The organism is Halorussus rarus, assembly GCF_003369835.1.
Taxonomy (GTDB): domain Archaea; phylum Halobacteriota; class Halobacteria; order Halobacteriales; family Haladaptataceae; genus Halorussus; species Halorussus rarus.
Window position 1 is genome coordinate 1,245,355 of sequence record NZ_QPMJ01000001.1, and the last position, 13,516, is coordinate 1,258,870.

General features: G+C 69.2%; 15 protein-coding genes. 8 read left to right on the forward strand and 7 right to left on the reverse strand.

Annotation, left to right across the window (positions count from 1 at the left end):
- Positions 1–176: 176 nt before the first annotated feature.
- Positions 177–2,288 carry a phosphoribosylformylglycinamidine synthase subunit PurL gene (purL, locus tag DVR07_RS06005; protein ID WP_115795836.1) on the forward strand — a complete coding sequence of 704 codons (2,112 nt, stop codon included), beginning with the start codon at positions 177–179 and terminating at the stop codon, positions 2,286–2,288.
- A gap of 77 nt (positions 2,289–2,365) precedes the next feature.
- On the opposite strand, the gene DVR07_RS06010 is transcribed toward purL, so the two are convergent.
- Positions 2,366–2,608 carry a DUF7550 family protein gene (locus DVR07_RS06010; RefSeq protein WP_115795837.1) on the reverse strand — a complete coding sequence of 81 codons (243 nt, stop codon included), beginning with the start codon at positions 2,606–2,608 and terminating at the stop codon, positions 2,366–2,368.
- Between the two features lie 72 nt (positions 2,609–2,680).
- Between DVR07_RS06010 and DVR07_RS06015 the strand changes: the two genes are divergently transcribed.
- A complete protein-coding gene (locus tag DVR07_RS06015; RefSeq protein ID WP_115795838.1) occupies positions 2,681–4,504 on the forward strand; it encodes a glycoside hydrolase family 13 protein in 1,824 nt (607 codons plus the stop codon).
- A gap of 337 nt (positions 4,505–4,841) precedes the next feature.
- Here DVR07_RS06015 and DVR07_RS06020 read toward each other — a convergent pair whose 3' ends face one another.
- Positions 4,842–5,168, reverse strand: coding sequence for an EthD family reductase (locus DVR07_RS06020; protein ID WP_115795839.1), 327 nt, complete (start codon positions 5,166–5,168; stop codon positions 4,842–4,844).
- Positions 5,169–5,278: 110 nt separating this feature from the next.
- Between DVR07_RS06020 and DVR07_RS06025 the strand changes: the two genes are divergently transcribed.
- From DVR07_RS06025 to hisF, 3 genes are all read left to right on the forward strand, one after another.
- Positions 5,279–5,935, forward strand: a complete 657-nt coding sequence (locus DVR07_RS06025; RefSeq protein ID WP_115795840.1) for a helix-turn-helix domain-containing protein — start codon at positions 5,279–5,281, stop codon at positions 5,933–5,935.
- Between the two features lie 69 nt (positions 5,936–6,004).
- Positions 6,005–6,406, forward strand: a complete 402-nt coding sequence (locus tag DVR07_RS06030; RefSeq protein WP_115795841.1) for a HalOD1 output domain-containing protein — start codon at positions 6,005–6,007, stop codon at positions 6,404–6,406.
- Between the two features lie 115 nt (positions 6,407–6,521).
- Positions 6,522–7,337, forward strand: a complete 816-nt coding sequence (hisF, locus tag DVR07_RS06035; protein ID WP_115795842.1) for an imidazole glycerol phosphate synthase subunit HisF — start codon at positions 6,522–6,524, stop codon at positions 7,335–7,337.
- Positions 7,338–7,479: 142 nt separating this feature from the next.
- Here hisF and DVR07_RS06040 read toward each other — a convergent pair whose 3' ends face one another.
- Entirely contained in the window at positions 7,480–8,229 is a 750-nt protein-coding gene (locus tag DVR07_RS06040) for a hypothetical protein (protein WP_115795843.1), read from the reverse strand.
- 350 nt (positions 8,230–8,579) lie between these two features.
- Positions 8,580–8,864, reverse strand: a complete 285-nt coding sequence (locus DVR07_RS06045; RefSeq protein ID WP_115795844.1) for a DNA-directed RNA polymerase subunit L — start codon at positions 8,862–8,864, stop codon at positions 8,580–8,582.
- Between the two features lie 175 nt (positions 8,865–9,039).
- On the opposite strand from DVR07_RS06045, the gene DVR07_RS06050 reads away from it, so the two are divergent.
- Positions 9,040–9,252, forward strand: coding sequence for a hypothetical protein (locus DVR07_RS06050; RefSeq protein WP_115795845.1), 213 nt, complete (start codon positions 9,040–9,042; stop codon positions 9,250–9,252).
- 75 nt (positions 9,253–9,327) lie between these two features.
- Positions 9,328–10,974 (forward strand): rhomboid-like intramembrane serine protease, encoded by a 1,647-nt coding sequence (locus DVR07_RS06055; RefSeq protein ID WP_115795846.1) that lies wholly within the window; start codon positions 9,328–9,330, stop codon positions 10,972–10,974.
- 108 nt (positions 10,975–11,082) lie between these two features.
- Here the strand turns inward: DVR07_RS06055 and DVR07_RS06060 are convergent, their stop codons facing one another.
- The 3 genes from DVR07_RS06060 to DVR07_RS06070 form a co-directional block, all read right to left on the reverse strand.
- The gene (locus tag DVR07_RS06060) at positions 11,083–11,226 is read right to left on the reverse strand and encodes a hypothetical protein (protein WP_162829455.1); all 144 of its coding nucleotides are present in this window, start codon (positions 11,224–11,226) and stop codon (positions 11,083–11,085) included.
- Between the two features lie 39 nt (positions 11,227–11,265).
- Positions 11,266–11,931 carry an METTL5 family protein gene (locus DVR07_RS06065; protein ID WP_115795848.1) on the reverse strand — a complete coding sequence of 222 codons (666 nt, stop codon included), beginning with the start codon at positions 11,929–11,931 and terminating at the stop codon, positions 11,266–11,268.
- Between the two features lie 61 nt (positions 11,932–11,992).
- A complete protein-coding gene (locus DVR07_RS06070; RefSeq protein WP_115795849.1) occupies positions 11,993–12,394 on the reverse strand; it encodes a hypothetical protein in 402 nt (133 codons plus the stop codon).
- A gap of 124 nt (positions 12,395–12,518) precedes the next feature.
- Here DVR07_RS06070 and DVR07_RS06075 point away from each other — a divergent pair, with 124 nt between their 5' ends.
- On the forward strand, positions 12,519–13,502 hold the full coding sequence (locus DVR07_RS06075; protein ID WP_115795850.1) for a hypothetical protein: 984 nt from the start codon (positions 12,519–12,521) through the stop codon (positions 13,500–13,502).
- Positions 13,503–13,516 lie beyond the last annotated feature (14 nt).

Consider the following 13,516-nt stretch of genomic DNA (forward strand, 5'->3'; position numbering starts at 1 on the left):
GGCAATGATGGAATAAAGTATACATATTAGTGCAGTCAATTCGGCGGAACACGCCGAAACGTTCGCATAACGCGGCATCGCCAGTCGGCTCGACGACCGTTTCCTCGATACCGGCTGATGCCCACAGACGTGCACATGGAAAGGCATTAATCCGCTCTGTCTGTACAGATGAGTGAATGAGTCTCTCCGAGTCAGACCGCGAACTCGTCGTCGCCGAACTCGGTCGCGAGCCGACCCCGGCGGAGGCGGCGCTGTTCGAGAACCTCTGGAGCGAACACTGCGCGTACCGGTCGTCGCGACCGCTGCTCTCGGCCTTCGATTCGGAGGGCGAGCGGGTCGTCGTGGGACCCGGCGACGACGCCGCGGTCGTGGAAGTCGCCGACGGCACGCATATCACGATGGGAATCGAGAGCCACAACCACCCGTCGTTCGTCGACCCCTACGACGGCGCGGCCACCGGCGTCGGCGGCATCGTTCGCGACACCCTCTCGATGGGCGCCTACCCCATCGCGCTCGCGGACTCGCTGTACTTCGGCGACTTCGACCGCGAGCACTCGCGGTACCTGCTGGAGGGCGTCGTGGAGGGCATCTCTGACTACGGCAACTCCATCGGCGTGCCGACGGTCGCGGGGAGTGCGGCGTTCCACCCCGACTACGAGGGCAACCCGCTGGTCAACGTGGCCTGCGTCGGCCTGCTGGACGAGGAGCGCCTGGTGACCGCGGACGCGAAGGAGCCGGGCGACAAGCTGGTGCTGGTCGGGAACGCGACCGGCCGCGACGGGCTGGGCGGCGCGAGCTTCGCCAGCGAGGACCTCTCGGAGGACGCCGAGACCGAGGACCGACCCGCGGTGCAGGTCGGCGACCCCTACACCGAGAAGCTGCTCGTCGAGGCCAGCGAGGCGCTGCTCGACCGCGATTTGGTCGAGGCCGCGCGGGACCTCGGCGCGGCCGGCCTCGGCGGCGCGTCCAGCGAGATGGTCGCGAAGGGCGGTCTCGGGGCCGACATCCGGCTGGAGGACGTCCACCAGCGCGAGCCGAACATGAACGCCCTGGAGATCCTGCTCGCCGAGTCCCAGGAGCGGATGTGCTACGAGGTCCGGGCCGAGAACGTCGACGCCGTCCGGCAGGTGGCCGAGAAGTACGATCTGGGCTGCTCGGTCATCGGCGAGGTCACGGAGGGCAACTACGTCTGCACCTTCGAGGGCGAGACCGTCGTCGACGTCGACGCCGAGTTCCTCGGCGACGGCGCGCCGATGAACGACCTGGCCGCCGAGGAACCGTCTCAGCCGGGACGGGACCTGCCGGACGTCGACCTCCCCGACGCCTTCGAGTCGGTCGTCGGGCACCCGAACACCGCGAGCAAGCGCTGGATTTACCGGCAGTACGACCACGAGGTCCAGGTACGGACCGCCACGGGGCCGGGCGACGACGCCGCGGTGCTGGCGCTCCGCGAAGCGAACACCGGCCTCGCCATCTCCTCGGGCGCGGAACCCAACTGGACGACGGCCGCCCCGTACGACGGCGCCCGGGCGGTCGCGCTGGAGAACGCGACCAATCTCGCCGCGAAGGGCGCGACGCCGCTGGCGGCGGTCGACTGCCTGAACGGCGGCAACCCCGAGAAGCCGGACGTGTACGGGGGCTTCGAAGGCATCGTCGACGGGCTGGCCGACATGTGCCGAGAACTCGGCGCGCCGGTAGTCGGCGGCAACGTCTCGCTGTACAACGACTCCCCCTCGGGGCCGATTCCGCCGACGCCCACGCTGGCGATGACCGGGACCAAGGAGGGGTACGACGCACCGCCCGCCGCGCTCGCGGGCGAGGGAACCCTGCTCGTCGTCGGCCACGACGGCGGGAATCGACTCGGCGGCTCGGAGTTTCTGGCGCAGGCCGGCGGGACCGACCGCTTCCCCGCGCTGCCCGAGAACCCCCGCGAGGTCGTGGAGGCGCTCGCCGGCGTCGCGGACGAGGAGGCGACCCTCGCGGTCCACGACGTGAGCCACGGCGGTCTCGCGGTCGCGCTCGCCGAGGTAATCACCGAGGAGGCTGGGGCCGACGTGACGGTCGAGAGCGGCGAGGCGCTGTTCGCCGAGACGCCCGGCCGTGCGGTCGTCGAGACGACCGACCCCGACGCGGTCCGGGCGACCTTCGACGGCGTCGCGCCGGTGTCGGAACTCGGTACTGCGGACGAGTCGGGCGCGCTCGACCTGACCGCGGGTGGGGAGTCGATGCGCTACGACGCCGCGGAGATCGCGACGCTGCGGGACGTGCTGGCGCGCGAGCTCGACTGAAGCGGCAGTTCAGAGGCGCCTGCGGAAAATTATACTCTTCGCTCGGTCTGCAGTGCTCGGAACGGATTCCGCGTCGGTCAGGACAGCACGAGCGGGACCGCGAACGCGATCGCCAGTCCGATCGCGAGGACCGCGAAGCCGACGCCGACTTGCGAGGAGCTGAACTCCTGCATCGGCGAGGTCACGCGGTCCATCTCCTCGGCCTCGTGGCCGTGGATGTCGTCGGTGTGGTCGTCCATCTCGGCGTAGTCGTCGTGGTCGACCTCGAGGTTCTCGCTGTCGTCGGCGTCAACGCGGTCGTCTTCGTCGTGCTCGGTCATACTAGGTGGTTCCGGGGCCTCCCACTTAAGCGCAACCAAACCTAAACCGCCGGGACCCGAACCACGGACCCGATGGGGGAGGAAGTCAGCACGTCAGCAGACGAGAGTAGCGATGCGGCGGACGCGAGCCGTGTCCTCGGAGACGGGGGTCGAGACCCCGAAGACGACGGCCGGAACACCGACGGGGTCGACTGGAGCGCCGTCGACGCCGACCGCGAGTGGTGGAAGGAGTCGGTCGTCTACCAGATCTACCCGCGGAGCTTCTTCGACGCCGACGGCGACGGCGTCGGCGACTTGCGGGGCGTCGAGGAGAAACTGGACTACCTCGTCGCTCTCGGCGTGGACGTGGTGTGGCTCAACCCGGTCTACGACTCGCCGAACGCGGACAACGGCTACGACATCCGGGACTACCGGGCCATCATGGACGAGTTCGGCACGATGGACGACTACGACCGGCTGCTGGAGGGTTTCCACGACCGGGACATCCGGCTCATCATGGACCTGGTGGTCAACCACACCTCCGACGAACACGAGTGGTTCCGGCGGTCGCGCGAGTCGACCGACGGCGACTACCGCGACTTCTACATCTGGCGCGAGGGCCGGGGCGACGGCCCAGGCGGCAAGGGGGAGCCGCCCAACAACTGGGAGTCGGCGTTCGGCGGATCGGCCTGGACCTACGACGAGCGGACGGAGGCGTACTACCTCCACCTCTTCGACGAGAAGCAGCCCGACCTCAACTGGGACAACCCCGAGGTCCGCGCCCGGGTCTACGACATGATGGAGTGGTGGCTCGACAGGGGCATCGACGGCTTCCGGATGGACGTCATCGACCTCATCTCGAAGGCCGAGGGGCTGCCCGACGGCGACCCCGACTCGGGGTGGACCGGCGCCGAGCACTTCATGACCGGACCCCGCGCCCACGAGTTCGTCGCCGAGATGTACGAGGAGGTGCTGGAAGGCAGGGACGTGATGACGGTCGGCGAGATGCCCGGCGCGACCGTCGAGGAGGCCCGGCAGTACCTCGTCCCGGACGGCGACGGGCTGGACATGATCTTCCACTTCGAGCACGTCAGCCTCGACCACGGCGAGAGCGGCGACCGGTGGAGCGTCGGCGACCTGGACCTCGCGGAGTTCAAGCAGGTCGTCGCGAAGTGGCAGACCGGCCTGTACGGCGAGGGCTGGAACAGCGTCTACCTCGGCAACCACGACTGGCCCCGGATGGTCTCGCGGTTCGGCGACGACGGCCTCTACCGCATCGAGTCGGCCAAGCTGCTGGCCACGCTACTCTTCACCCTCCGGGGGACGCCGTACGTCTACCAGGGCGACGAGATCGGCATGACGAACTTCCCGTTCGAGCGGGAGTCGCAGGTCCGGGACGTCAGCGCCCGGAACTTCGTCGAGCGGAAGCGCGAACAGGGGTGGGAGATGGACGACATCCTCGAGGTCGTGAGCCACCGCGGCCGGGACAACGCCCGGACGCCGATGCAGTGGTCCGACGGCGAGCACGCGGGCTTCACCGAGGGCGAGCCCTGGATGCCGGTCAACCCGAACTACGACGCAGTGAACGTCGCCGAAGCGACGGCGCGGGAGGACTCGATCTGGCACTACTACCGGGAACTCATCGAGTTCCGGCAGTCGACGCCGGTCGCCGTCTACGGCGACTTCGAGCTCCTCCTGCCCGACGACCCGGACGTCTTCGCCTACCTCCGGACGCTCGCCGACGACCGCCTGCTGACGGTCCTGAATCTCTCGGAGGGGACGCCGACGTTCACGCTACCGGAGAGCGTCTCGTACGACGACGCCGACTGCGTCCTCCACAACTATGCGGTCGACGCCGAGGCGCCCCGGTCGTTCGAACTGCGACCCTGGGAGGCCCGAGTGTACGAACTGGAGTGAGGGTCGGACGTGTCCTAATCGGCCCGAAGAATAGTTCTGTGACGGTGGGTTTCTGAGGCCCGCGCACGCTGGCGCGACCTGGTGTCGCGCCATCGTCCTGCGAGGGACGAGTGAGCGAAGCGAACGAGGAGCTAGGGAGGTTCGAGGCTCTCGCTCGGTGATACAGCAGACTAAGACGCGCTCGCCTCCGCGAATCGCGGTCTGGGTGGATGAAAGGGGCCGCGGGCTCGCGAGCCCGCGGGGGCTTTCTGAAACGTTATCCCACCGACTCGGCTGTTCGCTCTCGTAGTCGCGCCACCACAGTTTTTCGAAGTAAAACCAACTCCCCTTCGAAGAACTACTCGTCCTCGTAGTGGACCGTCTCGTCCACCGCCGGAATCATCTTCGTCGCGTCCATGTCGAGGAACGACGCGGCGTCCTCCTGGACCTCGGCGCCCGGCTCGGACTCGAACGACTCGTTCATCGCGCCGGGGTCGTCGAACCAAAGCTGCGCCACGTAGTCGTAGCCGGCCTTCTCCGGGTCGGTCGGGACCGAGGAGGTGTACCGCCGCAGATTCGGCAGGTCGTTCACCAGCGGCGCGTGCTCCTCGCGCATGTACTCGATGCACTCCTCGTGGGTCGTGCCGTCGGCCCGGGACGCCAGGATCACCATCTTGCAGGTCATGCGGTTCCGGGAGTTCGGCGCGCGCAGTAGTCAAAGTTTGGATGGCGCGATAAGTGTTAGATATCCCATGAATCAAAGCGTCCTTGTACGCTCGCGCCGGAGTACGACCAATGACCGACGGCAGGGTCATCGCCGAGATTCGGCTCACTCACCCCGAGCTCGTGCTGACCCGGACCATCCGGGCGGTCCCGGAGATGACCACCGAACTGGAGTACCAGACGATCGCCGGCCCGGAGTCGTACTACCTGTTCTTCAAGGTGTCCGGCGGCGACTTCGACGCGTTCGACGCCGCCGTCGCCGAGGACCCGACGGTCGGCGAGAGCGTCGTGACCGTTGAGGGCGATGACTTCCGCATCTACCGGATGCTGCTGGCCTCCGCCGACCACCTGGTGTTGCCCGAGGCGGCCAACCTCGGCATGCGGATACTCCGCGCTAGAGACTCGGACCCCGACGGCGGCTGGCTCGCCACGCTGGAGGTCCCCGAACTGGCGGCGCTCCAGCGGTTCCGCGACCACTGCGCCGACCGGGGCGTCGACTTCGCGGTCGTCCGGCTCTACCGCGCCGACGACGACGACGGCTCGGAGTTCGGCCTGACGCCGGTCCAGCGCGACACGCTGGTCGCCGCCTACGAGCACGGCTACTTCGAGAATCCCCGAGACGCGTCGGTCGGCGACCTGGGCGACCTGCTCGGCGTCTCGCCGTCGGCCGTGAGCGGGCGGCTCCGACGCGGGATCCGAAATCTGGTCGAGTCGACGCTGCTGCGCTGAACGGCGCCGTCTTAAAACCTCCAGAATGCCGCGTCCACCTTCAACCGTCTGCCCGGACTACTTCCGGCGATGACCGACCCGACTGCGCAGTCTCGGCCCGAACCGCTTTACCGGACGACGCACGACTTCTCCGACGGACGCTCTCTTCAGCTCGCCATCGTCGAGGCGCTCGCTGCGACCGAGAACGCTCCGCGGACCGCGGTGCGCCCGCTGTACCTGTCGGTCGAAACCGACTCGCTCGAGAGCCTGTTCGCCCACGCGGAGGCCCGCGACGCGACCCTCGACGTGACCTTCGACGTGGAAGACTACCGGGTCGAGGTCGACAGCGACGGGCGGGTCGCGGTCTACGAGGCGGACGGCGAGGGCGTCGAATTCGGCGAGGGTGAGGGATGCGAAGCCGGCGAGAACGGTATCGACGTCGACGAGAGCGACGGAACCGGAGACCGCCGCGCCGAGCGTCCCCGCGCGTAGCCGACCGCCGGCGACCGCCTTCCGTTCGTCGTCCCCGTCACCGGTCGCCGTTCCGCGACGTCCCGGGAGTCCGGACCCCTTTTAACGGTTCACGCCCTGAGCTTCGCGTATCTAGATGACTCTCACTAAGCGCATCATCCCGTGCATCGACGTGGACTTGGACGAGGACGGGAACCCCGCGGTGTACACCGGCGTCAACTTCGAAGACCTCGAGTACACCGGCGACCCGGTCGAGATGGCCCGGGCGTACAACGAGTCGGGCGCCGACGAGTTCGTCTTCCTCGACATCACCGCGAGCGCCGACGGCCGCGAGACCATGCTCGGCGTGGTCGAGGACGTGGCCGACGAGATATTCATCCCGCTCACGGTGGGCGGCGGCATCCGGACGACCGACGACATCAAGGAGACGCTCCGGGCGGGCGCCGACAAGGTCTCGATCAACTCCGGCGCCATCGCGAACCCCGACCTCATCACGCGTGGCGCCGACGCCTTCGGCAGCCAGTGCATCGTCATCTCGGTCGACGCCAGGCGCCGGTTCGACGAGCGCGGCGAGCACTACGTCGACGTCGACGGCGAGTCCTGCTGGTTCGAGTGCACCGTCAAGGGCGGCCGCGAGGGGACCGGCCTCGACGTCGTCGAGTGGGCTGCGGAGGCCGAGGCCCGCGGCGCCGGCGAACTGTTCGTCAACTCCATCGACAAGGACGGCACGAAGGACGGCTACGACATCCCGCTGACGAAGGCGGTCTGCGACGCGGTCGACACCCCGGTCATCGCCTCCTCGGGGTGCGGCGGCCCGGAGGACATGTACGAGGTGTTCACCGAGGCGGGCGCGGACGCCGGTCTGGCGGCCTCGATCTTCCACTTCGGCGAGTACTCCATCCGCGACATCAAGGAGTACCTCGACGACCGCGACGTGCCGGTCCGTCTCTGAGCGATAGTTCGCTTCGCTCGGCTCTCCACCTGGCGGTGCTTCGCTGTCGGCGAGTACGGTCGAAAAACGAGCCGGTTCGGGGTCCGACGGGAGCGCGGAGTCGCGCCCCCGGTCGACGATTTTCTCGCGGTCGACGGTTCCCTTACAGGTCGGGCGCGCGGAGCGCGCTCGACTCGTTGCCGGCCGCGGTCGTGGTCTCCTGGCCGCCGAGGCCGCCGCCGAGGACGCCGATGCCGATGGAGGCGTTCTCGACGCTGACGCCGTCTGCCTCGACGCTGTCGAGGACGGCGCTGCCGACCGACATGTTACCGACCTCGACCGTCGGCTGGCCCTCGACCTGCGGGTCGGCCGCGCCGCCGGGCGACAGCGACGTCCGCACGCTGTTGACCTCGACGTCACCGACGCTGGCCGCGTTCACGACGAGCGAGTCGATGTCGATCTCCGAGAGCGTGGCGTTCTGGACCGAGGCGTTCGCGGTCTCGGGCGGCGTCTCGCCGCCGAACAGCTGTTCGGCGACGGTCTGGTTCCGGATGGTGACGTCGCGGAGCGTCACGTTCTGCAGCGTGGCGTTGACGACCGTCAGGTTCGACGCCGTGGCGGTGCCCAGCGAGTCGCCCTGGGTCGTCCCGGCCGCGGTCGTCTCCGCGCCGGTCAGGTCGCCGGCGCTCAGCGACGTCTCGTTGAGCACGACCTGCCCGACGGTGGCGTTGGTCAGCTGCAACTGCTGGATGGTCAGGTTATCGTAGGTCAGTTGGGTGTCCTCCTGGACGGCGACGTCGGCCGCGGCGGTCGCGGCGTCGGCACTGGCGTGTCCGTTCGGCGCCGCGGCGAGCGCCGAGGAGGCGCCGCCGAGCAGTACGAGCGTGGCTACGACTACTGCGCGCGTTCTCATGACGGCCGAGAGTTGCCCGACTGGACCAATAAACGGACGCGACCGTTCCGAGATTCCGTGCCCGATTACGACGATTAGGCCGCGATTATTCCCGTCCAGCAGGTGCGCTCCGACTCCTTTCCGACAGGCCCCTCCCTGGCGGGTGATGAACGGAGTTGAAGGGACTGAACTGAGGTTGCGAGCGGTCGTCTCACTGCTGCGAGCGGGCGGGGCCCGTCGCCACACCGACGAAAATGGACGCGAGAAGGCGGGACGCGAGGATGCCGGGCGCCAGCAAGTAGAGAACAGATTCCGTCGGCGGTCGACGGAGTTGCACGTCTCGCGACCGGCCGAGTCCGGACGCGACGGGGTCAGACCGCGGTCTCGTAGGCGTCGCGGAACGAGGCGGTCTTGTCCCGGATGTCGCCGGCGGCGTCCTCCAGGGTGTCGAGGGGGTCGGCGCCGCCCTCGGTCTTGATCGTGAGCACCGGTTCGGTCTGGCCGCCGGACTGCTCGGGGTTCACGTCGTACGTCGCGGCCGCGACGGTCTCCTGCTCGAGCAGGGTGCCCTTCAGCACGTTCATGAAGGTGTGGTCCTCGCCGGCGATCTCGATGGAGAGTTCGTCCTCGGACTTCTCGATGACCCGTAGTTCCATACCTCTCAGTTCTGGTTTCGTGCGTTTCAACATTACGGAACGGGGATTCGGCCGGCAGGCCGGGCGCGCGCGGCGAATCGCCGGCGCCGTCGTTCGGGTTGTATGTAGACTCACATGTAGACCCGTCCGAAGTGACCCCGAAGACCCGAAGTGCGTGACGGACGTTTCTGGGAACATGGGGGACGCCGAGGAGGCCGAGATGCCGCGGCAGGTGTACAGCGAGCTCGCGACGCTGCGTCAGATGGGGACCGACCTCTCGGACCCGCAGGAGGTCGTCGCGCGGCTCGACGCCTGCAACTTCCGGGCCGCGCTCGACTGGTTACTCGACAGCCCGGAGGCCTACGAACGGATAGTTCTGGACGAGACACACGACGCCGGGAGCCCCTGATTCCGGCGGGGACCGCCGATTGCGGCGGAGCGAGTTCTGCCACCCATTTATAACGCGCTGGCCAAAGACACGAGTATGGTCCAGTCGCCCGCGTGGTTGCCCGACCCAGTGCAGGTCGCCATCCCGCTCGCCGTGGTCGCGTCGCTCGCGCTGGCCCGGCGGCTCGACGGCCCCGACGCCCGGTGGGGCCGCCGGCTTCGGTCGCGGTTCCTGCTCGGGGTTCCGTGGGGCACGCTCGTCTCGGTTCTGGGCGTCCTGGCGGTGTACCTGTTCGTTCAACAGGGCTGGAACCACTGGCGCGGGCCGCTGACCGTCCCGTTCTCGTCGTGGTCGTACCTCTACCCGGTCGGGTGGCTGCTCGCGCCGTTCTCCCACACCGGGCCGGGCCACCTCGTCGGCAACCTGACCACGACCATCGCGGTGGCTCCGCTCGCGGAGTACTTCTTCGGACACTTCCCGACGCGACGCGGCGAGAACCCGTTCTTCTCGAAGACGTCGAACCCGTGGATCCGCGCGTTCGTCATCTTCCCGGCGGGCGTGGCGCTGGTCGGGCTGGGGACCAGCGTGTTCGCGTGGGGCCCCATCATCGGCTTCTCGGGCGTCGCGTTCGCGTTCGTCGGCTTCGCGCTGGTGCGGTACCCGCTGCTGACCGTGGTCGCGGTCGCGGCCCAGGGCGGTATCCGGACCGCCTACCGCGCGCTGCGCGACCCCGTGGTCGTGGGCGAGGCCTCCCGGAGTTTCGGGCCGCCGTGGTGGTCCGGCATCGCGGTCCAGGGCCACGTGCTGGGCCTGCTGCTCGGCGTGCTGCTCGGGGTCGCGGTGCTCTACCGCCGTCGGCGGCGGGTCGGGGCGCTCCGGCTCTGGACCGGCACGGTCGTCCTCGGGTTCTCGATGACCCTCTGGGCGCTCTGGTGGTACCGCGGCGAGAGCGCCTACGTCCTCTACCGGGGTCTCGGCGTTCTCTTCGTCGTTGCGCTGGCGGCCGTGACCACCGTCGCGGCGACCGCCGACCGCCGGCCGCTGTTCGGCGACGTCTCCCGCCAGCAGGTCGGCCTGCTCGCGCTGCTGCTCCCGCTCGCGGTGATGGTCGGCGTGGCCATCCCGGTCAACCTCACCGCGGTCGACGACGGGAGCGCGCCCGGGCACGGTCCGAGCGTCGAGGTCCGGGGGTACAACGTCACCTACGCCGAGCACGTCCGGAACCAGAAGGTCTCGGCCATCGACGTCGAGATGTTCGGCGAGACCACCGACGTGACCACGAGCGGCGTCATCGTGGTCAACGACGACCGCGAAATCTGGACCCAGGCGGTTCCGAAGGGCCGGCTGGCGTTCGCCGGTCGGACCGGGGTCAAGGTCGGCGGCGTCGGCTGGTCGGAGGTCGTCCGGGTCCGGCGGGCGGGCTGGTCGGTCGACGGCGGCGGTACGGCCTATCAGGTCTGGCTCCGGGGCCCGGACGCCGAGTCGTGGACACACGCGTTCGCCTCGGAGACGGCGGTCGCCGCGCCGACGCTCGCCAACCGCACGGTCGCCATGGTCCCGAACGAGGGCGCGTTCGCGCTCCACGTCGCCCGGAACAACTCGACGGTCGCCTCCGCGCCGATTCCTCCGAAGGGCGAGTCGGTGACCCTCGACGGCATCCGGTTCGTGCGGAACGGGCCGCGGCTGTTCGCGACGTACGACGGGACCAGAATCCAGGTGGCGAGTCGCGAGACGTACAACTAGCCGGGAGTCGTGGCGCGTCGCCGCATCACATCTCCCGGTCTACTCGAGCGATATCATCCCTGATTCGGGTCCTGACTTGCCACAGCATTGCGGTACTCCCGAGAATGGTCAGGTCACGCCCCACCCCGTGATTATCGTCCCGAGCATCACGAGCAACAGTCCGGCGTCGCCGAACTGACCTGCCGCGAACCCGCCGAGCAGCGTCACCTGGAGGCCGACCCCGACGAAGCGTATCCGCGTCTCCCCGTCCATGCTCGCCGACACGAACGCGACGACGAAAGCCTTGCGCACCTACGCCCACCGGATGCGGAACACCTCGGCGTCGACGACCTCGCGCTCGCTGGTCTGGTGGGCGAACTGCCGGGGGAGTTCGAGTTCGGCCCGGAACGCGTGGGTCACCTCGCCGCCCTCGTCGGCGGCGAACGCCTCCACGAACTCCCGGCTCCCCGCATTGTGAACCGAGTAGGAGACCGACGACACCGCGCGCGCCGTCGCCAGGAACGCGCGGTCGGCGTGCTCGTTGCCGGTCTGGGCGCCGAACGGCGGGTTCATCAGGACGGTCGCGTCGGCGCGCGCCGTCTGCCTGCCGACAGCCGCAGACTGCTCCGAGGAGAGACAGAGCGGCGCTCGCGTCGCGTCGGCCAGTATCCACTCGACCGGCGTCGCGGCCTCGGGCAGAACCGTCCGCTCGTTCTCTCGGGCCCGCGCGAGGGCCGCGGCGTCGCGGTCGAGCGCGACGACGCGCGCGGGACTCCGGCAGGCCGCGCCGAGCGCGAGCATTCCGGTGCCCGTGCCGAGGTCCGCGACCGTCTTCCCGGCGAGGTCGCCCTGCACGTCGGCGAGGTGGACGAGGTGGGCCGCGAGGTCCGCGGGCGTCGGGTACTGTTCGAGTTCGACCCGCGGGTCCCCGAAGCCCGTGACCCGAGAGAGGCGGCGCTCCAGCGCGGCCTTGTCCATGCGAGAGGAGAGGCGGTCGGAGAACGAGAGCGTTTGGATTCGAGTCAGAGGGAGGGCGTCGTCAGTTCTCGAGCGTGATGGGACCGGCGACGTCCAGCGCGACCCCCTCGCGGCGGGCGCGCTCGGCGACCGCGGCCAGGGCGGGCCGGACCTTCGACTCGTCGCCGACGCTGTCGAACTCGACGGTCACCTTGCCGGCGCCGAGGAACGCCGCGGCCCGGACGTACTCCCGGACCCGGTCGGCCTCCTCCTGGGTGGCGAACGAGCAGTTCTCGCCGAAGCAGGCGTCGACGACGACGGTGGCGGGGACCAGGTCGTCGGCGTCGAGTTCGCGCTTGAGTTCCCGGAGATCGTCGGGCGCGGTGGAGGGGATGGCGTCGGCGTCGAGGCTGACCGGCGTGAGGTCCTCGACGCGACAGCGTTCGATGGCGGTGCGGACGTCGGCGGAACGGGTGGCGCTCATCGTTACCACCACATACCCGTTACTCATACAAAAAGGTTTGTGAATGCTCAGTAGTAATATAATCGGTGAAACGCCCGTTTCACCCACCTGAAGATACTTGCCGGAGACGGCGCAATCGGCGGGTATGGACCGCCGCCGACTGCTCGCCCTCCTCGGGAGCGCCGGTCTCGGAGGGTGTCTGGGCGCCGACGCGGGCGACCGGACGACCGGGACCACGACCCGGACCACCACGACGGAACAGCGGGCGACGAGCGCCGCGGACGGAACCGCGACCGGGACCGAACCCCCGGACGTCGGGGCGACCGACCCCCAGGGCGGTCCGCCGTTCGACGCGGACGTGCGACGTTACGTCTACGCGCCGGCGGCCGACGACCCCCCGCTCGCCATCGCGCCCGCCGAGCAGTCCGGGTCCCTCCCCCGCGCGGAGTTCTCGTTCACGCTGACCAACGGCACCGACGCGACTTTCAGCGTCAACTTCTACGCGTGGAGGCTCTGGAAGCGCGTGGACGGCGAGTGGTTCCACGTCGCCCCGCGGATGTGGCCGGAGCCGCTGATGATGCTCGGACCGGGCGACGCCCACACGTGGCGGCTCACCGCGGACAACGCCGACCTCGACCGACCGATACCCCGCGCGGAGGGGACGGAGGAGGTCACCGTGGTCGGACTCGGGGCCGGAACCTACGCGTTCGGTACCGACGGGTGGTTCGAGGAGGACGGCTATCAGGACGCGGTGGGGCTCTCCGCCCGGGTCGACCTGTCGGGCGACCCGCTGGAGCTGACGCCGACGGGAATCGACTCGGTCGAGCGCGACGGGGACGAGGTGGTCGTCCGCGACGAACCGGACGACGAGTCCTACCTCGCGACCTACACCGTCACGCGCGTCGACGACCCGTCGACCGAGCCCCGCCGGATGATCGCCGAGCAGGTCGTCCGCGACACGCCGCTCCGGAACGCGCTGGCGCACTTCGAGTCGGGGGTCCGGCGGGTGGTGTACCGGGCCGAGACGACGACGTACCCACCGTTCGGCGTCAGAGAACCGCGGTACGTCAGCTACGACGGCGAGAATTTCAGAATCGAGACGGCGTGGGTGGGCGACCCGCCGGAGTGACCGCCGGGGCCGAT